We start from the raw sequence: 19,501 nt of genomic DNA, 5'->3' as shown, positions 1-19,501 counted from the left end.
GTGGTACTCGATGACCAACTTGCTCAGATGGTCATCGGGTACTGGACGTGCGGACGGGAATCTCGTAGCCTCGGGTTCGACACGCAACCGTAACGAAATCGTCACCGAGGAGCGTGGTCGAGGTGAAGGCCATGAAGACCCATCCGATGTTCCCCGACCTCAAGTTCGAACCACCCGGGCCGGGCCCCTGGGAGCTCGAGAAGTCCCATTTCATCCGCCCGAGCACGCGGTTCGGCGCCGAGGTCATGGCGCGCGGCGTGCCGCGAGGTTTCACCAAGGGAATGGAGCGATATGGGCTCCTCATGGCCCGGATGAACATGGTCCCGGTGAACGGCTTCGGGTACGCGCAAATGGTGCCGTACGGCGTCCCCGAGGGAGGAGGCGGCGGGCAACCGCCGCCGAAGGCCGTGTTGTGGCTGCTCTTCCGGCTTCACCCCGGGATCCGGGCGCGGATCCAGAAATGCCAGCGCGCCTTCGAGACGAAATTGTGGCGCGCGGATCTCGAGCGTTGGGATCGGAGCGACAAGCCGCGGGCGATCGCGCAGAACCGGGCCTTGCAGGCGATCGATCCGGCCTCGCTCGACCTCGGCAAGCTCCGGGATCTCGTGCGGCGCGTGCGGTGGCACATGGAGGACATGGCGACCCTGCACCACGAATACAACATCGCGGCCATCCTACCGACGGGCGATTACACCGCGCATACCTGCGAATGGACGGGCGCGAGCACGGGGGAGGTGCTCGCGCTTTTGCAGGGGACGTCGCCGCTCGCCCGCGGGATCGCCATCGACGAGCTGGAGGCGCTGGGCAAGGCGCTGCGCGCGAGCGAGGAGGGCCGCGCGGTGCTCGCCGGGAAGGGAGATCCGCAGGGCGTGCTCGATGCGCTCGTGGCCGTGCCGGGGGAGGTCGGGGCGGCGGCGCGTGGGTACCTCGATCTCGTGCGATATCGGTCGATCGGGTATGACATCGCGGACAAGACCGCGGGGGAGCTGCCCGACATGCTCGTCCGGGCCATTCGCGCGGTGATCGATAGAGACCTCAAGGAAAAAGAGGCGCTCGCCGCGCGCGACGCGAAGGAGCGGGAGCTCCGCGCGCGGGTGCCGGCCGCGCACCGGGCGCAATTCGACGAGCTGCTCGGCGAGGCGCGGCTCGTCAACCGGCTGCGCGACGAGCGAGGCATTTACGCGGACAGTTGGGGGACGGGGCTCGCGCGGAGGGCCGTGCTCGAAGTGGGGCGGCGCCTCGCCGCGGCCGGGAAGATCGGGGATCCCGAGCTCGCCGTGGATCTCACGATGGACGAGATGTTCGCGCTGCTCGACGATCGAGAGGGCCCCTCCGCGGAGGAGCTCGCGAAGCGCGCGCTGTATCGCGCGACGATGACGCTCGATCACGCGCCTGCCTGGCTGAACGCGCCGCCCGGCGAGCCGCCGCCCCTCGACGTTTTCCCGGCCCCGGCGCGCCGCGCGATGAAGGCGATGAACGTGCTCATGGCCGACGTGTTCCAGGAGCACGCGGGCCCAAAGCCCGAGGAGAAGGACACGGTCGTGCGCGTCGCGGGCCTGTCCATCAATGCAGGCGCGTACGAAGGGACGGCGCGGGTCGTCCTCGATCCCGCGGATTTCGGGCGCATTCAAAAAGGGGACGTGCTCGTGACACGATCGACGTCGGCTTATTTCAACGTCGTGCTCCCGCTGCTCGGCGCGATCGTGACCGATCGGGGAGGGCAGCTCTCGCACGCGGCGATCGTGGCACGCGAATACGGCATCCCCGGGATCGTCGGCACGAAGGAGGCGACGACGACGATCCCCGACGGGGCGCTCGTGCGCGTGGACGGCGAAAAAGGCGAAGTGACGGTCCTCGCCGCGGCGCCCGCGGTCTCGCTGGAGGTGGCGACGTGATCGCGACGCTCGATCAGCACCTGCCGGAGGCCGAGTTCGGCGGAAAAGCCGCGCAGCTCGGGCAAGCGCATCGAAGTGGCCTGCCCGTGCCGCCGGCCTTCGCGCTCTCGTCCGCTCTCGTGGATCGCGTGGTCGCGGGGGAAGAGGCGCTGCACGGGGCGCTCTTCGATGCATTCGCGACGCTCGCCGGGCCCGTGGCCGTGCGGTCCTCCGGCGTCGGCGAGGACTCCGGCTCGGCGAGCTTCGCCGGGCAACACGCGACGATCTTGAACGTGCGCAGCCGGTCCGGATTGCTCGACGCGCTGAAGGCCGTGCACGGCTCGGCGCGGACGCCGTCGGCGCTCGCCTATCGGCGCAAGCTGGGGCTTCCGCCGGAGCCCCGGATGGGAATCGTCATCCAGAGGTTGGTCCAGGCCGATTGCGCGGGCGTGCTCTTCACGCGCCACCCGACGACGGGCGCGGACGAGCGTGTCATCGAGGCGACGTGGGGCCTCGGCGAGGCGGTCGTCGCGGGGATCGTCACGCCGGACCATTATCGCGTGGCGCGCGGGGGGCGCGTGCTCGAAAAGAGGGCGGGCGAGAAGGACTGCGCGATCTCGTGGAGCGAGGAAGGCGGGACGGTCGAGGTCGCCGTCCCGGCGCACCAGATCTCCGCGCTTTGCCTGGACGACGCGCGCCTCGCCGCGCTCGACGCGCTGGCCTCGGCGTGTGAAGCGGCCTTCGGCGGCACGCAGGATCTGGAATGGGCATTCGCCGCGGGTCGCCTGTATCTGCTCCAGCGAAGGGCGATCACGCGTGGCTGAGCAAGGGCCCCGTGTCCCTGTGCGCCTGCTCGTCGCTATCGCGCTTTCGGCGTCGCTCGCGCCGCTCAATTCGACGATGGTGGCGGTCGCGTTGCCCGAGATGTCGCGCACGCTCGGCGCCGACTCAGGCGTGCTCCGGCAGGCGCTCGTATCGAGTTATCTGCTCACGAACATCGTCCTGCAAAGCCCGGGCGGCAAGCTCGGCGATCGGCTCGGATATCGGCGGGCGCTCGCGCTGGGGCAGATCCTCTTCGCGCTCGGCGCCGCGCTCGCCTCTTTATGGCCCGTGCTCCCGGGGCTCACGGCGGCGCGCATTCTCATGGCCGCGGGCGGCGCGATTCTCGCCCCGAGCGCGTTTGCCATGCTTCGCACGGAGCTCCCACCGGAGGTGCGCGGGCGCGCATTCGGCGCGATGGGCGCCATGATGGGGCTCTCGGCGGGCCTCGGCCCGAAGGTCGGGGCGCTGCTCGTGACGCATTTCGGCTGGACGTCCATTTTCCTCGCGAACGTCCCGGTCCTGCTCCTCTCCGCCGCGCTCGTGCATCTCGGCGACCGCGCGGCCTCGCCGCCGCGAGAGGCTGCGGCGCGACCTCGCTTCGACGTGCTTGGCTCCGTGCTGCTCGGGGCCTCACTCCTCGGGCTCGTGATCGGCCTCGAAAACAAGGAGCTCCGATGGGCCGCCGCGCTCGGCGTTCTGGGGCTCGTTCCCTTTGCTTGGTGGGAGCGACGCGCCGCGGATCCCGTCATCGATTTTTCATTGTTCAGGCGCCGCAGCTTCGTCGCGGGGAGCGTGCTCATCGCCATCCAGAACTTCGCCATGTACTCGATGCTGTTCGAGCTGCCGCAGGTCGCGGGGCGCCTCTTCGGCGCGGGGCCGCGCGACGTCGGCAATACGCTGGTGACGATGATGGCCATGATGATCGTCGCTTCCCCCTTCGCGGGGCGCGCGTCCGAGCGTTTCGGGGCGCGCGCCGTCGCGCTCGTCGGCACTTCGCTCGCGCTCGCTGCAATGGTGCTGCTCGTGATCTTGCCCTTCCATGCCGTGACGGACGCGGTGCCCGCGCTCGGCTTGCTCGGCCTGGGCCTCGGCCTGACATCGGCGCCCGCGCAAGCCTCGTCGATCGGCGACGTCCCGCGGGAAAAAAGCGGAATGGCGGCGGGCCTCACCTCCACCATGCGTTACCTCGGCGGCATTGCCGGGTTGACCGTGCTCGGCCTGGTCCTCACGGAGAGCCCGGCCCCCGAGATCGCCAGGCGCGAGCACGCGACATCGATCGTGATTTTCTGCGCCTCGCTGGTCGTGACCCTCGGCTGCGCCGCACTCCTCCCTGGCCGTCTCCCGCCGCCCGTGCCCGCCGCAGAGCCGCGCTGAGCACGCCTCGCACGCAGAATCCCTTCTCTGTCCGCGGCAGAGCAACTCGTCGTGCGCCCTCCGGGGTGCGACCCGGGGCGAGGACGAACGGCACGGCCGTCCGCGGCACCGTGGCGTTCAAACGCGCCGGATTGTCAAGCCGGGCTCTACAGCCCATTCGCTGAAAGGCGTCTAGTCCTCGGCATGGACCGGGAGCATCTTCCTTTCACGTCGAGGATGCCGTACCGCACGTGCAGCGACAGCCAAGAAGGAGGAGAAGCAATGCAGAAGCGCAAGCTCGGAAATGGCAATCTGGAGGTCTCGGCGATCGGCCTCGGCTGCATGGGACTGAGCTTCGGCTACGGCCCCCCCACGGACAAGCAGGAGGCGATCTCGCTGATTCGAACGGCCGTCGAACGTGGCGTCACCTTTTTCGACACCGCCGAGGTCTACGGCCCGTTCACGAACGAAGTGCTCGTCGGGGAAGCCCTCGCTCCCTTCCGCGGGCAAGTGGTGATTGCCACGAAGTTCGGGTTCAAGATCGATTCCAACGGGAAGCAAGCGGGCCTGGACAGCCGGCCCGAGCACATCAAGCAGGTCGCCGAAGCCTCGCTCCAGCGGCTCCAGGTCGAGGCCATCGACCTCTTTTACCAGCACCGTGTCGACCCGAACGTGCCAATCGAAGACGTGGCAGGCGCGGTGAAGGCGCTCATTCAGGAAGGCAAGGTCAAGCACTTCGGCCTCTCCGAGGCTTCCGCAAAGACGATACGCCGCGCCCACGCAGTCCAGCCGGTCACGGCAGTCCAGAGCGAATACTCGCTGTGGACGAGAGGACCCGAGAGGGACGTGCTGCCGGCGCTCGAGGAGCTCGGCATCGGGTTCGTCCCGTTCAGCCCTCTCGGCAAGGGCTTTCTGACGGGCAAGATGAACGAGCGCACCACGTTCGGCGGGAGCGACATCCGCAACATCATTCCACGCTTCACGCCGGAGGCTCTCAAAGCGAATCAGGCGCTCGTCGATCTGCTCGGCAAGGTCGCAGAACGAAAGAAGGCGACCCCTGCCCAGATCGCGCTCGCGTGGCTCCTCGCGCAAAAGCCGTGGATCGTTCCCATCCCGGGTACGACGAAGCGGAACCGCCTGGAGGAGAACCTTGGAGCAGCTCATGTCGAGCTGACGCCTGACGATCTGCGCGAAATCGATGGCGCCGCCGCGAAAATCACCGTGCAAGGGGCTCGTTATCCCGAACATCTGGAGCGAATGACGGGACTCTGAGGGAGGAACGCACATGTGATCACGCTGCACCCGGCGCGGCAGCAGGCCCGCGGGGGGGTCGAACTTGCATGCAAGTGCGTGCCCGCGGGGCCTCGTCTTCCGTCATCCCATCTGCGCGCCGAGGCGATCGTCGACCTCGATCCGTGGCGCGCAGGCGCGCACGAGGTTCATGAAGACCGTGGGATGCGGGACCTTGTCGAGGGAAACCGTGCGCCACGGAATCACGGTTTGTCCTCGGAAGAACACAATCCTGCCGGGCTGCATGCGGACGAGCCTCAGGTCTTTCCACGCCGCGCGGCTCTTTCCCAGGATGATTCCCTGGGCGTCGATACGCACCTTTCCGAAGGTGAGCGTCTCTCCCGCGCGCAGCGCCTTCTCTGCGTCGGCCGCGAGCGGCAGGGAGCAGTGACGGACGATCTGCCGAGTGATCTCGTGCCCGAGCTCGACGTGGAGCGGAATCGTATGCGCTGGGCCGCCGCCGTGCTCGACGAGCCGCACCGCGCGGATGAGCGCCAGGTCCCCGAATGGCAACGAGCGCCGGTCGAGCTCGAACCAGAGCTCGTCGACGTCCTCGAAGACGATGACGGCGCGAGCACGCCGCTGATGGACGACGAGGCCGCAGTCGTGGACCTCGATGCAGAGGCCCCGGCGGCGTATTGCAGGGATGGCCAGCAAGGCGAAGCAAGCGAGGCCGAACGGCAACGAGAGGAGGAGCCCGCGCAGGCCGTCCGCCGTGGCGCCCAAGGTGCTGGTCAAAACGAGCAGGATCGAGGCGAACACGAGGGGTAAAACGAAGCTTTCCCTGGTGGCGCGGTGGACCGAGCGAAGCCTGCCGAGCCGGTCCTCCGCCGAGCGTCGCATCGGTGCCTCGGGGGGAGTGCTGTCTCGGCGATACGGGTGCGTCATCAGCGCGAGCTTTACCATGGCAAGCGCGGGCGCCCAGGGGGTTCGAGCCGGGAGCACCACCTCCCCGACACGCTTCGTTGATCGTTGATTCGAGGCGCCGGACTGGGCTAGGGTCATGCGCCTTACGGGCGAGTGGGCGAGCGCTCGACCATTCGCGCAGAAAGTCGAAGGTCAACCATGCATCGTGTTCACGCTTGCGGCCTCGCGCTCCTCTTGACCGCATTCCACGCAGGCTGCAGCTCAGACGCCTCGAATTCGAGCTCGGGCGACGGCGGAAATGGCGGTGGCAGCACCGGCACGAGCAGCAGCAGCGCCGGCGGCGGCGGGGCGGCCAGCAGCGGGAGCGGCGGCTCCGGCGGCTCCGGCCAGAATCAAGGTTCATGCTCCTCCGGCAAATACATCATCTGCGAGGATTTCGAGGCCACCGAGGTCGGCGCGATCCCGCAAGAGTGGACCAAGCACGGCGACCCCGCCGCGGTCGCCGACGATGAAGCGGTGAGCGGCACCCACTCGTTGAAATTGGGCCCGATCGTCAACGGAGAGCGCCGCATCTATCACGACGGCTCGAAGCTCGGCAGCGGGCACTGGGGCCGCATTCGGTACAAGGTGGCGCTCCCCGTCCCCGACGCCTTCGTCCACTCGACCATCGTCGCGCTTTACGGCGAAGGCCCCACCGCAGGGCCGGAGGAGGTCCGCGTGGTGGATACCGTGAAGGAGGACAAAGACGGCTGGAACAACGACGGCAACGGCTCCCACGTCCAGTACCTCTACAACGTCCAGCCGAACGGGGCCGAGTTCGGCAAGGGAAGCGATTACACCTGGATGTTCGACGACCAGTGGCATTGCGCGGAATGGCACATCGACGGGCCGACGCAGAGCTACGACTTCTACATCGACGACGTGCACGTCGATCAGATCAGCATCGCGAACGGGCCCGGTAACTACGAGGGCTCGCAGATCCCGAACGCCTTCAGCGAGGTGCGCATCGGCTGGACGAACTATCAGCAAGCCCCGCCCGGTTTCACGGCGTGGATCGACGATATCGCGCTGCATAACGAGCGCATTGGCTGCCAAAATTGAGCTGCCTGAGACCGAAGGACAAGCCGGGCGATCGTCCAGACCGCTTGATCTCTTCGCGTTCACCGCAGTCTGAACGGCCGTTTGGCGGTTGATCTCGGTGCCGCCGAGTTCAGATCACTGCTCGAAGCAGTAGAGATGGTAGGGGGATTGGCACGGCTTGAGGTAATACGCCGTCCAGTTGTTCGGGTCGTCGCTGTAGCCGAGGCCGGTCCACCCATCCCCTGTGTTGGTGCCGTTGGTCCAGTTGTCGCAATCGGTCACGTACTCGGGATCCATCTGGCCGTTTTTTTTCGTCCCCGTCCAGATGCCATCCTCCGATCCCACAAGCTCCCCGTTCTCGTTGTACCCGACCGACGTGAGGGGCCCCGTGAGGATGTTGGACTTGTTGTTGAAGATGATCTCCGACCGGTCGACGGTATACCACGGGCCCACTTCGGTGAGGCGATCGATCGCATTGGTCTTCGCGTCCGAGAGCCACGCCTTCCACGCACCTCCGAGGTTCGCGGCGTCTGCGGCGAGCTTGCAGAGGTTGTCGCCGCCCTCGATTCCGGTCGCTGCATTGCCCGCTTTGGCGAGGTTTCCGTTGTACATCGTCTTCGTGATGAAAATGCGCTTGGGTTCTGCCGGAGACCCGCCCTCGCCGCCGGACGCGCCGCTGCCGCCCCCACCGCCCGCGCCGTTGCCGCCATTCCCCCATCCATCGCCGCCATCCCCGCCGTCTCCGCCATTCCCCCCCGCGCCTCCGGTGCCGGAGGCGGCGCACCCGAGCATCGTGAGCGCGACGGCGACGAACATCGTGCAAGACCTTCTCTCGCGAATGAGCTGAATCATGGCTTTACCTCGTCCTTCGAGTCGGGGGACAACCGTGCCTGATCGTCGAAGTCGCGTCAATCGAAGTTGTTGACAGAAATACCCGACCAGACGACACTCCCTCTCGCATGGGAAGCCAATTCCTCGACCTCCTGCTCGTGGACCCCGCGCTTTTGCAGGCGCGTATTCGTGGCGACATCCCGGATCTCGCCGATGCCATCTACCGCGCGGCCGACGCGCCCGACGAGCGCTTGCGGCCTGCGTTCGAGGTGATGGCGCGGGGCACGTTCGTGTTTTTGCCGAAGGGCGTGGAGCATCCCGAGGGGGCGATGTACGGGCGCGCCGTGGAGGTTCTTCTCTCCACGCTCGCGCGCCGGAAGTGGTGCCTCGAATATTATCCCGACGAGAGCGAGTATCCGCTCTGGGAGCTTTCGTATCGGAGATGCGACGGGGAATGGCTGGACTTGCCCGCGTCCGAATCCGGCATTCCGGCGATCGCTTGGCGTAGCCCCGAGACGTGCCGGAGCCTCTCGGGCTCGATCGCGCATGCGCTCTCGTCGCGGCGTTTCAACGAGCGGTACAGCCCCGAAGCGACGCTCCGCGAGGCGAAGGACGCGCTCGAAGAGGGCTCCTCGTCGGGCCATGGGCTTTTCACGATTTTTCAAGGATAGAGGGGATCGCCATGACCTGGCTCGGCTCGCTGAAGGTCGATCACGTGCAAGCGCTGGCGCCGGATGCCCGTGCGTTTTCGGATGGCAAGAAGCTCGCAAAGGCTTCGGCCTGGCGCAGGCTGGGGCGTGAGGGAGATGCCGTGTGGGGCGTGGCGCTCGGCTCGAAGGGCGACGCTTATGCGGTCTTCGCGCGCTCGGCGGAAGACGCGCAATGTAGCTGCCCGAGCCGCAAGCGTCCCTGCAAGCACGCGCTCGGGCTCTTGCTCCTCGCGGCAAATGGGCATGCGTTCGTGGAGGAGGCATTGCCAGCGGGGCATCGGTATACTTGATGACGCTCGCGTCATTCCTGTCGACGACGACCTTCCCCCCGCCCGGGCCTCTTCCGCCTCACGGCGACGCGGACCTACCGCTCCTCGTGCGTACGGCGCAGGGGGCGCCCGGCGAGCCTGTCTGGCCTGGGCTTTTCCCGAGACCTCCCGCAAAGCTCGCTCGGCTCTTGTTATCGTCTCGCGGGTATTTCCCGGCGGCCGCGGTGCTCGCTGCCGCGCAAAACGCATATCCGACGGATGCGCCTCGGGCTCCACGAGCGGAACGTGTTTACGATGCGCATGACGCATTTGCGTGTGCGCTCGTCCATCCCGGCTTGGCCCCGACCGTGCGCGCGGAGCTCGTCGAGGCGACGATGGGAGCGAAGGCCCCGAGCCGAGGATGGCGCTCGCGGCGCAAGAGTTTCGCCATCTTCCGCTGGGCAACGAAGCATGGCCATGTGGATCGCGCGCTCCTGTCGGCTCCTCTCGCGGAGCGTGTGGACATGGCTCCGCCGCGCGCGCCGAAAAAGCCCGCGCTCGATCCCCATCCCCAGGGCGCCCGAGGCGCGATCGCCTGCTTTGCGGCCGTCTGGCCACGCTTTCGCGAGAGGCTCGAATCGGAGCGCAGGCACGAATCGTGGCTCGATTACACGGGCATCGCCGACATGGGACGAAGGCACATGTACGCATTCACGAGCGGATGCAAGGCGCCGTGGGTGCAAGACGTGTTCGATGCGATGGAGCACGTGCTCGTCCACGGGGACGATGAAGCACGGAACCTCGTCGTCGTGGGGTTGATGGAGGCCGTTCAAACATGGGCCTACCGAGCAGGAGAAGCGGGCAACCGATACGAAGCAAAGCTCGGCCCGCATTCCGCCAAAGCATGGGCAGACCTCATCGAAGGGTGGACGGGGGAGGGGATACGCACGCTCGATGCTTGGCGGAGCAAGGCGTAGGCGGGCGCCGTCTAATGCCGCCACGCCAGCCATTCGAGGGCTCGCGTAGCCGCTTCGCGCACCCGTTCGTCCGGATCACCTTGGACCTGCCGCAGGGGGGTCACCGCTGACGAGACGTGCAGGCGGCCCAGGGCATACGCGGCCTGACGTCGGACGCACGGCTCGCCGTCTTCGAGCGCCAGGGCTTCGAGCCGCGGGAGCAATACATGCCGTCGCGCTCGCCCTTCGACATGGTGGGCCGCCATCGCGGCGGCCTCGCGTATCTGGACCGCCGGGTGCGCGAGCGCCTCGGCGAGCGCATCTCCATCCTCGATGGGCGAGAGCAAGGAGAGCACGCCGGCGGCTCGACTGGGCGCGAGTCCATTCGCCACGGCATCGAGCAGCGGGCGCGGCGAGCGGAGGAGCCGGCGCAAGACACGCTGGACCTCCCAGGTGATCCCGAAGCAGCGCTGATCCTGCGAGAGCATCCGGAGGAGTGGCCCAATGGCCGCAGGATTGCGGATCTTACCGAGCGCCTCCACGGCGATTTCGACGGTCGCGTCCGGCGAGCCCTCGTCGAGGACACGCAGGAGCCACGGCACGCCTTCGGCGGCGCGTAGATTGCCGAGCGCGCCCAGCGCGGCATTCCGAGCGCGCCCGTTTTCACCCGCCTCGCACGTGCGGAGGAGCTCCGGTAAAATCCGCCGATCACCCGCCCTCGCGCGCAGGGCGAGTTTCCACAGGGGATCCAATACATTTTCCGGGAGGGCAGCGAGGCCATCGAGATCCCGCCGTCCGAGCCTCACGAGGGTCTCCCAGACGATGCCCCCGACGCTGCTCGCGGGGTGGTGGAGCAAGGGGACGAGATGAGGGATGGCGCGGGGATCGCCGAGATCGCGGAGCAGCCGGACGTTGCATTTGATCTCGTACGCCGTGCGGCCGCCGAGCGCTCGGCTGATCACCTCGACGGACGTGGGGCCCGATCGTCGCGCGATCTCGACGAGGTCGGACGGACGGGGACGGTCTCCGAGGGGGAGCGCGAGGGCCGCCTCGAGCGCGGGCCGCCCGAGATCGCCGAGCGCCGTCACGATCGCTCGACGAAGCGCCTGGGCGCGAAGGTACGCCGACCTCATCTCGGGCATCCACCCGTCGATCGTGCCGCACCATTCCCACGAATCGAAGGAGCGGACGGCGAGGTCGTATCGGGCGATCAGGATCGGAATCGCGGCGAGATCGCGTGTTCGGCCGAGGGCGCGCGCGGCTTTGGGGGCGTGTTCAGGGTCGCCCAGCGCCGCCACGAGCTCGGAAAAGGAAGGGCGAGGTCGAGGCGACATCGACGGATACCCTAGCCGTGCGTCGTGCGACGTCCACGCTCCCCTTGCGGCCCGCCTCCCGCGCCCCGTCGACGTTCGCCGCCCGTTTTCGACCGCCCCTCACCCGCCCGTAAACCGCCACCATCCCCCATCGCCCGCCCGATCCCCCGCCGCGCGACCTCGCCGAAACGAAGTCGCGGCCGCAAGCCCCTCCATCACCCCTCGACGCAAGCCAGTCCGGCCCCCGTTGCCGCCTGCCGACCCTCGACGGCAGCCAGTCCGGCTCCCGTTGCCGCCTGCCGACCCTCGACGGCAGCCAGTCCGGCTCCCCAACGCCCCCGGTCACTCCTCGACGAGAGCCTACCGGCCGCCCGGATCCATCCCGCGTCGCGCGCCGCGGCCCGCAAGCCGTGCAAAATCTCCCGTCGAGCTCGACGTGGGTCCTCCGGCCGGTTCAAATCTCCCGTCGAGGCTCGATGCGGGTCCTCCGGCCAGTTCTGTGGTTGCTTCTTGCGTGCCAGCGCGTTCTTGGTGAACAGGTCGTCGCTGCTCTTACCTCGGCCTGTTCGATGAACTGCGCGATGCGCAGTTCATCGACCCCGGGTCCAGCGCTTGCGCTGGTCCGGGTGCAGGGGCGGAGAGCCCCTGCTGGGGCCTGGGGCAACGCCCCAGCGAACCGGCTTCCGGATACGCTCTGGGGGGGCTAGTTCACCCCGTTCGTACCCGCCTGATAGTGCGTGTACCCGGCCGTGGTCTCTTCATCGGCGTGACCCTGGCCGTTCGTGTTCGCCGCCATCACGCGCTCGACCTCGGCGTCCATCGTGCCCGTGAGGATCTTGCTCCACATCACCCAGTCGGCCGCGAAGGACCAGAGCGGGTACTTGAAGCTCGCGGGTTTGTTCTTCTCGATGAAGAAGTGCGAGACCCACGCGGGCCCGTAGCCGGCCACGAGCGCGACCGGGATGAGGGCCGGGCGGCGGAGCGCGATCGCCGCGAGGGCCGTGAGCCCCGCCGCGGTCGTCCCCACGAAGTGGAAGGTGCGCGTCGCCTTCTTGCTGTGCTCGCGCACGTAAAACGGCCAGAATTCTTCGAAGCTCTGGATGTCCTTCGTCGACATGCGTGAAGGTTACCACGCCGCGACGGAGTTCACTTGCCCTGGAACGACGCCTTGCGTTTCTCCACGTAGGCGGCGATGCCCTCCCGGGCGTCCTCCGAGGCGAAGAGCTCGGCCTGGAGCTCGCGCTCGTAGGCCAGGCCCTGCTCGAGGCCCATCTCCAGGCCCGTCTGCACCGCGCGCTTGATCCGTCCGATGGCCATCGCCGCGCGGCCCGGGGTCGTGAAGCTCTGGGCATACGCGATCGCCCGGTCGAGGAACGCGGCGTGGGTCTCCGTCTCCCAGACCTCGTCCACGAGGCCGTAGGCGAGGGCCGTGTCGAAGTCGAAGGTCGTGCCCTCGCACATGAGCTTGATGGCGCGGGGCTTGCCGACGAGGCGCGCGAGGCGTTGCGTGCCGCCCGTGCCCGGGAGCACGCCGAGCGCGACCTCGGGCAGGCCGACCTTCCCGGCGCCGCGACGCGCGACGCGGAGGTCGCAGGCGAGCGCGATCTCCAGGCCTCCGCCGACGGTGTGGCCGTTCAGCGCGGCGATGACGAGCTTCGGCGTGTGCTCGAGGCGCAGGAGCGTCTCGTTCGCGTGCAAGCAGAACTGGTACTTGAAGCTCGGCGACGCGGCCTTGAGCATGTTGATGTTGGCGCCGGCGCAGAAAAACTTCTCGCCGTGACCGGTCACGACGAGGGCCTGCACCGCGTCATCGAAGCGCGCCGCGAGGATCGCCGCGTCGAGCTCCTTCATCATCTCGTGCGTGTAGCCGTTCACGGGCGGGTCGTTCAGCGTGAGGACCGCGACGCGGGATTTTGTTTCGCACTCGACAAGGGCCATGGCGCGCCCCATTTACCGTGACGGCGCGACGGGATCCACCGCCTGCGCCACGGCGGGCTCGCTCGCGATGCGCGCGTGTTCTCCTTGCTTCCGCGACGCCGGCCACGAGGCGCGGCGGCGCGAACCACCTTCTAACGGGGCACGGTTTCGTGCTACCTGGGACGCGTTGATACCCATGGATCCTGCGGACGTGCGGCAGAGGCTCAAGGAACTCATGGTCACCGAGCTCAACCTCGAGGGGAAGGAGCCGGCGGACATCGACGACGCGGCGCCGCTCTTCGGCGCGGGGCTCGGGCTCGATTCGCTCGACGCGCTGCAGCTCGCCATGTCCGTGGAAGAGAAGTTCGGCGTGCGTGTCCCCGAGGGAGACGAGGCCAAGAGCATCTTCGCTTCGGTCAACGCGCTCGCCGAGCACATCGTGCGCGCGAAGGCCGCGGCCTGACCGAGGATCTTTCCCGCCCGGCCGAACGCGCCGGGAGACTCCGTGACGAGGCCGAGGGGCGCATGCGCATCTGGGTGACCGGCATTGGCGTCGTTTCGCCGCTCGGGCGCGGAGCCGGCGTCACGATGGACAGGCTGCTCGCGGGCGATCGCGCCTTCGGCGAGCTCTCGCTTTTCGACCTGCCCGACCTGCGCACGCGGCTCGCCGCGGAGGTCCGGGGGCTCTCGGCGGCCGAGGTCGCGCCCGAGGGCGACGCCGAGGCGTGGTCACGCACGGACGCGATGAGCGTGCTCGCGGTGCGCGAGGCGCTCGCGCAGGCCGGCGTCGCGCCTTCGTTGTGGCCGATCGATCTGATCGTCGGCGGCACGACGGCCGGAATGTACGAGACCGAAGATTTGCTCGCGGAGCTGTCGCGCGACGCGGACGCGATCAAGCCGCTGCGGGCGATGCTCACGCACCCGCTCTCGTCGACGGCCGATCACGTGCGCGCCGCGGTGGGGCCGTTTCGCCGCGTGCGCAGCGTGTGCAGCGCGTGTTCGAGCGGGGCGAACGCGCTCCTGCTCGGCGCGGCCTGGATCCGCGCGGGCGTCTCGCGGTGCGTGGTCGCGGGCGGGGCCGATGGGCTCTGCCGGCTCACGTACACGGGGTTCGGCGCGCTCTCGGCCGTCGACCCGAATCCGTGTCGCCCCTTCGACAAGCGTCGCGCGGGCCTGAACCTCGGCGAGGGCGCGGCGTTTCTGGTGCTCGAACCGGAGGAGGCGAGCCGCGCGCGGGGCGTGACGCGGCCGATCGCGGAGCTCGTCGGCTGGGGCGTGGGCGCCGAGGCGCACCACATCACGAACCCCGAGCGCGAGGGGCGCACGGCGGCGCGCGTGATGCAGGCGGCGCTCGCGAAGGCGCGCCTCACGCCCGCGGACATCGACCACGTGAACGCGCACGGGACGGCGACGCCGCTGAACGACTCGATGGAGGCGGCCGCGATCCGCGCGTGTTTCGGTCCGGAAGCCGAGCGCGTCCTGGTCTCGTCCGTGAAGGGCCAGATCGGGCACACGCTCGGCGCGGCGGGCGCGATCGAGGCGGCCGTGTCGGTGATGACGATCGCGCGGGGCGAGGTTCCGCCGACGATCGGGCTCGAAGAGGTCGATCCTGCCTGCCCGCTCGCGCACGCGACACGCGCGACGAAGGCGGACGTTCGTGCCGTGATGTCGAATTCGTTCGGCTTCGGAGGAACGGACACGGCGCTCGTGTTCGCCGCGCCGGACGTGTTTCCCGCGCCCGAGGCGCCGGCGCGACGATCGGTGGTGGTGGTCTCCGCGGCGACCATCGGCCCGCTCGGCGTGCTCGGCGCGCGGGAGAACGATGCGTACCTCACGCCGGGTCCCGCGCCCGCGCCGGGGCCGATCCACTTCCAGGCGGCCGAGCACCTCGACGTGGGCCGCGCGCGAAGGCTCGATCGTGCGGGCCGGCTGTCGGCGGTGGCGATCCAGCGGGCGCTCCGGGATGCGAACCTCGATCCGCTCGATCCCTCGATCGGCGTGGAGGTGGGCGCGATCCTCGGCGCGGCGTTCGGCAGCGTGGACGGCTCGACCGCGTTCATGCGGCGCATCTACGAGAAGGGCGTGAAGTTCGCGAGCCCGGCGGATTTCCCGAACCTCGTGCCCTCGTCGCCCGTGGGGCACGCGTCGATCTACCTCGGGCTGCGTGGTCCGGTGTTCGCCGTGGCCGATCTCGGCGTGACGGCCGAGTGCGCGGTCGTGACGGCGGCGGATCTGATCGCGGTGGGCGAGGGAGAGGTGCTCGCGGCTGGCAGCGTGGAGGAGGCGAGCCCGATGATCGAGCGGTGCCTCGGGCCTGTTTGCTCGGGTGAAGCGCGCGGCGTCCGCAGCGAGGGCGCGAGCGCGATCCTGCTCGAAGCCGAGGAGCACGCGAAGGCGCGCGGGATCCGGCCGATCGCGCATCTGCCCTGGTGGACGTCGTGGCGCGGCGAGGGCGAGGGCGCGCTCGACGGCGCGCCGATGCCGCCGAAACGAGCTGCGATCCTCACCGGACAGGAAGATCTCCCGCCCGGCCTGCGCTTGCCCGAGGTCTGGGCGGCTGTCCCGCATCGTGCGGTCGCGCCGCGATCGGGCGTGCACGAGGGCGCGGGCGGGTTCGCCATGGCGGCGGCGCTCGCCGCGATCGCGCGGGGCGAGCTCGATGCGGCGCTCGTCGTGGGGCATGCGCCCGAGCGGGGGTACGCGCTGCTGCTCACGGCCGAGCGATCTCCGGACGAACCCGGTTCGTCGTGATGCGCCGCGCGGCCTTGCTCGGGGCGTTCGTGTCGTGCCTCGGCGCGACCTCGTGCGCGGCGCCGAACGCGCCCGCCCCGCGCTCGGCCGCGGCGCCAACGCTCGGGAGCTGGCGTGAAGCGCGGCGGAAGCTCGCGGCGCTCTCGAAGCAGGCGGAAGGGCAGGGCGCGCGGACGCTCCGGCTCGCGCTCGCGCTGCGGGAGCCTTTGACGGGCCGCACGCTGGAGGCGCGTGGCGCCGTGGCGATCGCGCCGCCGGATTCGCTGCGCATGATCCTGCTCGGGCCCGGCGGCACCACGGCGCTCGACCTCTGGGTGCGCGGCGAGCGCTTTCGTTTCGCGGTCCCGGCGATCGAACTCCTCAAGCGTGGCGACGCCTCGACGCCCCGCGCCGCGATGCGCGGCCTGCCCGTGGATTTCCTCCGCTGGTGGCTGCTCCGACCGGCGTCGGGGAAGCTGCTCTGGCACGAGGTCGAGCCCGCGGGGGATCGGTTCACGTTGCGCGACGGGGCAGCAGTGATCGACCTCTTCGCGGCGAGCTCGGGGGCGCTCTCGGCGCGGCGGACGACGTGGTCGGGCGAGGGCGCGCGCGCAAAAATGCTCGACGAGGAGGTCGTAGAGGCCGATCGGATCGGGTGCGGCACGGTGCGGTATCACCAGGCTTCGACGGGGCTCACGGTGACCGTGACGTGTGAGGGCGAGGAGACGGGGCGCGCGCCGAACCCGCGTGCCTTCGAGGATCCGGATGCGCCCGCGGAGGACGTCTCCTCGGGAGGAGGCGCGTCGTGACGGATGCGTGCGTGATCGCGGTGGGCGCGGTCTCGGGGCTCGGCGTGGGGCCGAGCGCCTACCACGCGGGCGACGTCGGCGAACCTGCACGCGTGGTCCTCGCGCACGACGAGGAGCTCGCGCGCGCCGGCCTGAACCGGCCCTTCGCGGCGCGCGCGGCGTTGCCCCATGAAGGTTCGCCCTTCGAGGATCACGCGGCAAATCTGCTCGCCTGCGCGCTCGGGCAGCTCGTGTGTTCCCTCGACGAGGCGCGCCCCGCTTGGCGTGGCGAACGCCTCGGGATCGCCGTCGGCACGTCGAGCGGCGGCATGCTCGGGGCGACGCGGTTTTTCGCGGCCCGCGAGGCCTGGGCCCGCGGCGAGTCCGCTCGTGAGGACGAACGCGCCGCGCTCGCCGGGCGCGCCACCTACTTCGCGCCGTTCGACGAGGCCTTCGCCGCCGCAAATCTTTCGAGCTCGAACGTTTCCCGCCGCGTGCACCTCGTCGCCGCGTGCGCCGCTTCGACCCTGGCGATCGGCCTCGGCCTGCGCTGGCTCGACCGGGGCGCGTGTGACCTCGTGATCGCGGGCGGCTACGACGCGGTCTCGGGCTTCGTCGCCACCGGCTTCGAGGCCCTCCGCGCGACCACGGCTTCACGCCCGCGGCCTTTCCGTGTCGGCCGCGACGGCATGAGCCTCGGCGAAGGTGCCGGCCTCGTCGCGCTCGTCCGCGAGGAGGACACGCGCGGCGCCTCGGTGTTCGTCCGCGTCGCGGGCTTCGGCGCCTCCACGGACGCCGTGCACATCACGGCGCCCGATCGCACCGGCGACGGGCTCGCGCGCGCAGGCGCTGCCGCGATCGCAGACAGCGGGATCACTCCCGCGACGATCGGCCTCGTCAGCGCCCACGCGACCGCGACGCCCTTCAACGACGCGATGGAATCCCGCGCGATCGCCCGGCTCTTCGAAGGAGCTCCCGCGCCGATCGTGCACCCCTTCAAGGCGCAGATCGGACACACGCTCGGCGCAGCCGGCGTGCTCGAATCGCTCGCCGCGGCGGATGCTTTGCGACGCGAGATCGCGCCGGCCGCGGCAGGGGAAGGGGAGCTCGATCCGGACGCCGCGGCCTCCGTGCTCGACCGCGCCGAAGCACGACCGCTCGATGCCGCGCTCAAGCTCTCGGCCGCGTTTGGCGGCGCAAACGCCGCGCTCGTCCTCACGCGCGCGCCGAGCGGCCGCGCGCGCAGGCAGGCGCGCCCCGTGTATCTGCACGCGCACGCCGCGGTCACGAGTGTCGATCTGGTCGAGCTCTCCGCGCTGACGGGTGTCCCGCGGGATCGCCTCGCGCGGCTCGATCCGCTCTGTCGCCTCGGGATGCGCGCCGTCGCGGAGCTCGCCCGCAACGTGGGTCGCGAGGTCCTCGCGGGCGCCGGCATCGTCGCGGGACATGCGCTCGCCACGCTCGACACGAACGATCGCTTCGACGCACGTCGCCGCGCGCGCGGCCCCGCCGCCGTCGATCCGCGCCTCTTCCCAGCCACCTCGCCGAACGCCGTCGCCGGCGAGTGCGCGATCGTCTTTCAGCTCCGCGGCCCGAGCTTCGCGGTGAACGCAGGCCTCGACGGCGGCACCGAGGCGCTCTCCGTCGGCGCCGAGCTCGTCGCGATGGGCGACGCAGATCGCCTCATCGTGCTCGCAGTCGACGACGCCGGCCCTGCGGCGCGTGATCTTCTGTCATTCACGTCCGCATCACATCGCCCCTACGCCGAGGGCGCGGTGGCCGTTTTGCTCGGCGTTTCCGCCGAAAACGCGCTTGCTTCGATCGACCCTGACATCACGAGCGACCACCACGAAGGCCCGATCGGGCACCTTGCCTTGCAGGCAAAAGTGCTCGATTTCGTGACAAATTGGCGGTCGGCTTGCCGGGGGTAGGGGTCGTCTGGCAAGTTGCGCGTAGACCACGATGGCGCGCTCGCGCGCCTCGTCGTCGACCCTCGATTCCCCGGAATCCAAGCGATGCCCTCGACCCGAACCCTTGCCGCCTTCGCGCTCGCCCTCTCCACGCTCACGGGATGCGCCACGCGCTACATCCCCAACACCGACGTGGAGGACACCGACGAAAACCGCAAGATCATCGCATTTTGCGAGAAGTACCGGCACGCCGTCGAGGACAAGGACGTCTCCGTCCTCTACGGCTTCGCGTCACCCGACTACTACGAGGACGGCGGCAACGTCGACCCAGGCGACGACATCGATTACGCCGGCCTGAAAGCGTACCTGACCGGCGCATTCCAGGACGCACGCGCGATCCGCTACGAGATCCGCTACCGCCGCATCATCCACGAAGACGACATGATCTTCGTCGACTACACATACAGCGCGAGCTACCGCATCCCCGGCACGAAGAGCGAGGAGTGGCGCCGCAAGGTCGAGGACAACCGCCTGGAGCTCGTGCCCTACAACGGCGAGTTCCGCATCGTCGCAGGGATGTGAGCGGCTCGCTCGAGGCCGTTGCGCTGGGGCGTTGCCCCAGACCCCAGCAGGGGCTGTCCGCCCCTGCACCCGGACCAGCGCAAGCGCTGGACCCGGGGTCGATGAACTGCGCGATGCGCAGTTCATCGAACAGGCTACGACCCCGCCCACCAAGACCGCAGCGCTGACGTCTCAACCGGCCACGTGCCGCTGCGCGCGACGACCTCCAAGGTCTTGCCACCGGCCCGTGG

General features: G+C 69.3%; 18 protein-coding genes. 13 read left to right on the top strand and 5 right to left on the bottom strand.

What is annotated here, in order from left to right; translation table 11 throughout:
* Window positions 1–131 precede the first annotated feature (131 nt).
* The 4 genes from QHF84_RS40480 (at window position 132) to QHF84_RS40465 (ending at window position 5,321) form a co-directional block, all read left to right on the top strand.
* Window positions 132–1,895 (top strand): PEP-utilizing enzyme, encoded by a 1,764-nt coding sequence (locus QHF84_RS40480; protein WP_281318926.1) that lies wholly within the window; start codon window positions 132–134, stop codon window positions 1,893–1,895.
* Complete coding sequence (locus tag QHF84_RS40475) at window positions 1,892–2,698, top strand: PEP/pyruvate-binding domain-containing protein (protein WP_281318925.1); 807 nt, start codon at window positions 1,892–1,894, stop codon at window positions 2,696–2,698. Before QHF84_RS40480 ends, QHF84_RS40475 begins: the two co-directional genes overlap by 4 nt.
* Window positions 2,691–4,070, top strand: coding sequence for an MFS transporter (locus QHF84_RS40470; RefSeq protein WP_281318924.1), 1,380 nt, complete (start codon window positions 2,691–2,693; stop codon window positions 4,068–4,070). The genes QHF84_RS40475 and QHF84_RS40470 overlap by 8 nt, the downstream gene beginning before the upstream one ends.
* 261 nt (window positions 4,071–4,331) lie before the next feature.
* Window positions 4,332–5,321 (top strand): aldo/keto reductase, encoded by a 990-nt coding sequence (locus QHF84_RS40465; RefSeq protein ID WP_281318923.1) that lies wholly within the window; start codon window positions 4,332–4,334, stop codon window positions 5,319–5,321.
* A gap of 102 nt (window positions 5,322–5,423) precedes the next feature.
* Here QHF84_RS40465 and QHF84_RS40460 read toward each other — a convergent pair whose 3' ends face one another.
* Window positions 5,424–6,182 carry a DUF6585 family protein gene (locus tag QHF84_RS40460; protein WP_281318922.1) on the bottom strand — a complete coding sequence of 253 codons (759 nt, stop codon included), beginning with the start codon at window positions 6,180–6,182 and terminating at the stop codon, window positions 5,424–5,426.
* A 222-nt stretch (window positions 6,183–6,404) separates the two neighbouring features.
* On the opposite strand from QHF84_RS40460, the gene QHF84_RS40455 reads away from it, so the two are divergent.
* Window positions 6,405–7,307: a hypothetical protein gene (locus QHF84_RS40455; protein ID WP_281318921.1), complete on the top strand. Its 903-nt coding sequence runs from the start codon at window positions 6,405–6,407 to the stop codon at window positions 7,305–7,307.
* A gap of 114 nt (window positions 7,308–7,421) precedes the next feature.
* Here QHF84_RS40455 and QHF84_RS40450 read toward each other — a convergent pair whose 3' ends face one another.
* Entirely contained in the window at window positions 7,422–8,138 is a 717-nt protein-coding gene (locus QHF84_RS40450; protein WP_281318920.1) for a hypothetical protein, read from the bottom strand.
* A 107-nt stretch (window positions 8,139–8,245) separates the two neighbouring features.
* Between QHF84_RS40450 and QHF84_RS40445 the strand changes: the two genes are divergently transcribed.
* The 3 genes from QHF84_RS40445 to QHF84_RS40435 all read left to right on the top strand — a co-directional run bounded on the left by QHF84_RS40445 (window position 8,246) and on the right by QHF84_RS40435 (window position 10,052).
* Window positions 8,246–8,788 carry a hypothetical protein gene (locus tag QHF84_RS40445; RefSeq protein ID WP_281318919.1) on the top strand — a complete coding sequence of 181 codons (543 nt, stop codon included), beginning with the start codon at window positions 8,246–8,248 and terminating at the stop codon, window positions 8,786–8,788.
* Between the two features lie 11 nt (window positions 8,789–8,799).
* Entirely contained in the window at window positions 8,800–9,117 is a 318-nt protein-coding gene (locus tag QHF84_RS40440) for an SWIM zinc finger family protein (protein WP_281318918.1), read from the top strand.
* A 314-nt stretch (window positions 9,118–9,431) separates the two neighbouring features.
* On the top strand, window positions 9,432–10,052 hold the full coding sequence (locus QHF84_RS40435) for a hypothetical protein (RefSeq protein WP_281318917.1): 621 nt from the start codon (window positions 9,432–9,434) through the stop codon (window positions 10,050–10,052).
* A gap of 11 nt (window positions 10,053–10,063) precedes the next feature.
* Here the strand turns inward: QHF84_RS40435 and QHF84_RS40430 are convergent, their stop codons facing one another.
* The 3 genes from QHF84_RS40430 to QHF84_RS40420 all read right to left on the bottom strand — a co-directional run bounded on the left by QHF84_RS40430 (window position 10,064) and on the right by QHF84_RS40420 (window position 13,282).
* On the bottom strand, window positions 10,064–11,365 hold the full coding sequence (locus tag QHF84_RS40430; RefSeq protein ID WP_281318916.1) for a HEAT repeat domain-containing protein: 1,302 nt from the start codon (window positions 11,363–11,365) through the stop codon (window positions 10,064–10,066).
* 682 nt (window positions 11,366–12,047) lie between these two features.
* The gene (locus tag QHF84_RS40425) at window positions 12,048–12,461 is read right to left on the bottom strand and encodes a DUF962 domain-containing protein (protein ID WP_281318915.1); all 414 of its coding nucleotides are present in this window, start codon (window positions 12,459–12,461) and stop codon (window positions 12,048–12,050) included.
* 29 nt (window positions 12,462–12,490) lie between these two features.
* A complete protein-coding gene (locus QHF84_RS40420; protein WP_281318914.1) occupies window positions 12,491–13,282 on the bottom strand; it encodes an enoyl-CoA hydratase/isomerase family protein in 792 nt (263 codons plus the stop codon).
* 175 nt (window positions 13,283–13,457) lie between these two features.
* Between QHF84_RS40420 and QHF84_RS40415 the strand changes: the two genes are divergently transcribed.
* From QHF84_RS40415 to QHF84_RS40395, 5 genes are all read left to right on the top strand, one after another.
* Entirely contained in the window at window positions 13,458–13,724 is a 267-nt protein-coding gene (locus QHF84_RS40415; protein WP_281318913.1) for a phosphopantetheine-binding protein, read from the top strand.
* Window positions 13,725–13,786: 62 nt separating this feature from the next.
* Window positions 13,787–16,012 carry a beta-ketoacyl-[acyl-carrier-protein] synthase family protein gene (locus QHF84_RS40410; RefSeq protein ID WP_281318912.1) on the top strand — a complete coding sequence of 742 codons (2,226 nt, stop codon included), beginning with the start codon at window positions 13,787–13,789 and terminating at the stop codon, window positions 16,010–16,012.
* Window positions 16,012–16,800 (top strand): hypothetical protein, encoded by a 789-nt coding sequence (locus QHF84_RS40405; RefSeq protein ID WP_281318971.1) that lies wholly within the window; start codon window positions 16,012–16,014, stop codon window positions 16,798–16,800. Before QHF84_RS40410 ends, QHF84_RS40405 begins: the two co-directional genes overlap by 1 nt.
* Window positions 16,797–18,710, top strand: coding sequence for a beta-ketoacyl synthase N-terminal-like domain-containing protein (locus QHF84_RS40400; protein WP_281318911.1), 1,914 nt, complete (start codon window positions 16,797–16,799; stop codon window positions 18,708–18,710). Before QHF84_RS40405 ends, QHF84_RS40400 begins: the two co-directional genes overlap by 4 nt.
* Before the next feature lie 84 nt (window positions 18,711–18,794).
* Window positions 18,795–19,271, top strand: coding sequence for a nuclear transport factor 2 family protein (locus QHF84_RS40395; RefSeq protein ID WP_281318910.1), 477 nt, complete (start codon window positions 18,795–18,797; stop codon window positions 19,269–19,271).
* Window positions 19,272–19,501: the final 230 nt, after the last annotated feature.

It is taken from the genome of Polyangium sp. y55x31, from assembly GCF_029946505.1.
Taxonomy (GTDB): domain Bacteria; phylum Myxococcota_A; class Polyangia; order Polyangiales; family Polyangiaceae; genus Polyangium.
Note: the sequence above shows the minus strand (reverse complement) of the source record. Positions and strands in the feature narration are given on the sequence as shown.

What these genes read in the sequence shown, in the direction of transcription:
- QHF84_RS40480 (WP_281318926.1), top strand. Translation starts at nt 132, where the DNA reads ATGAAGACCCATCCGATGTTCCCCGACCTCAAGTTCGAACCACCCGGG.
- QHF84_RS40465 (WP_281318923.1), top strand. Translation starts at nt 4,332, where the DNA reads ATGCAGAAGCGCAAGCTCGGAAATGGCAATCTGGAGGTCTCGGCGATC.
- QHF84_RS40460 (WP_281318922.1), bottom strand. Translation starts at nt 6,182, where the DNA reads ATGCGACGCTCGGCGGAGGACCGGCTCGGCAGGCTTCGCTCGGTCCAC.
- QHF84_RS40455 (WP_281318921.1), top strand. Translation starts at nt 6,405, where the DNA reads ATGCATCGTGTTCACGCTTGCGGCCTCGCGCTCCTCTTGACCGCATTC.
- QHF84_RS40450 (WP_281318920.1), bottom strand. Translation starts at nt 8,138, where the DNA reads ATGATTCAGCTCATTCGCGAGAGAAGGTCTTGCACGATGTTCGTCGCC.
- QHF84_RS40445 (WP_281318919.1), top strand. Translation starts at nt 8,246, where the DNA reads ATGGGAAGCCAATTCCTCGACCTCCTGCTCGTGGACCCCGCGCTTTTG.
- QHF84_RS40440 (WP_281318918.1), top strand. Translation starts at nt 8,800, where the DNA reads ATGACCTGGCTCGGCTCGCTGAAGGTCGATCACGTGCAAGCGCTGGCG.
- QHF84_RS40430 (WP_281318916.1), bottom strand. Translation starts at nt 11,365, where the DNA reads ATGTCGCCTCGACCTCGCCCTTCCTTTTCCGAGCTCGTGGCGGCGCTG.
- QHF84_RS40425 (WP_281318915.1), bottom strand. Translation starts at nt 12,461, where the DNA reads ATGTCGACGAAGGACATCCAGAGCTTCGAAGAATTCTGGCCGTTTTAC.
- QHF84_RS40420 (WP_281318914.1), bottom strand. Translation starts at nt 13,282, where the DNA reads ATGGCCCTTGTCGAGTGCGAAACAAAATCCCGCGTCGCGGTCCTCACG.
- QHF84_RS40415 (WP_281318913.1), top strand. Translation starts at nt 13,458, where the DNA reads ATGGATCCTGCGGACGTGCGGCAGAGGCTCAAGGAACTCATGGTCACC.
- QHF84_RS40410 (WP_281318912.1), top strand. Translation starts at nt 13,787, where the DNA reads ATGCGCATCTGGGTGACCGGCATTGGCGTCGTTTCGCCGCTCGGGCGC.
- QHF84_RS40405 (WP_281318971.1), top strand. Translation starts at nt 16,012, where the DNA reads ATGCGCCGCGCGGCCTTGCTCGGGGCGTTCGTGTCGTGCCTCGGCGCG.
- QHF84_RS40395 (WP_281318910.1), top strand. Translation starts at nt 18,795, where the DNA reads ATGCCCTCGACCCGAACCCTTGCCGCCTTCGCGCTCGCCCTCTCCACG.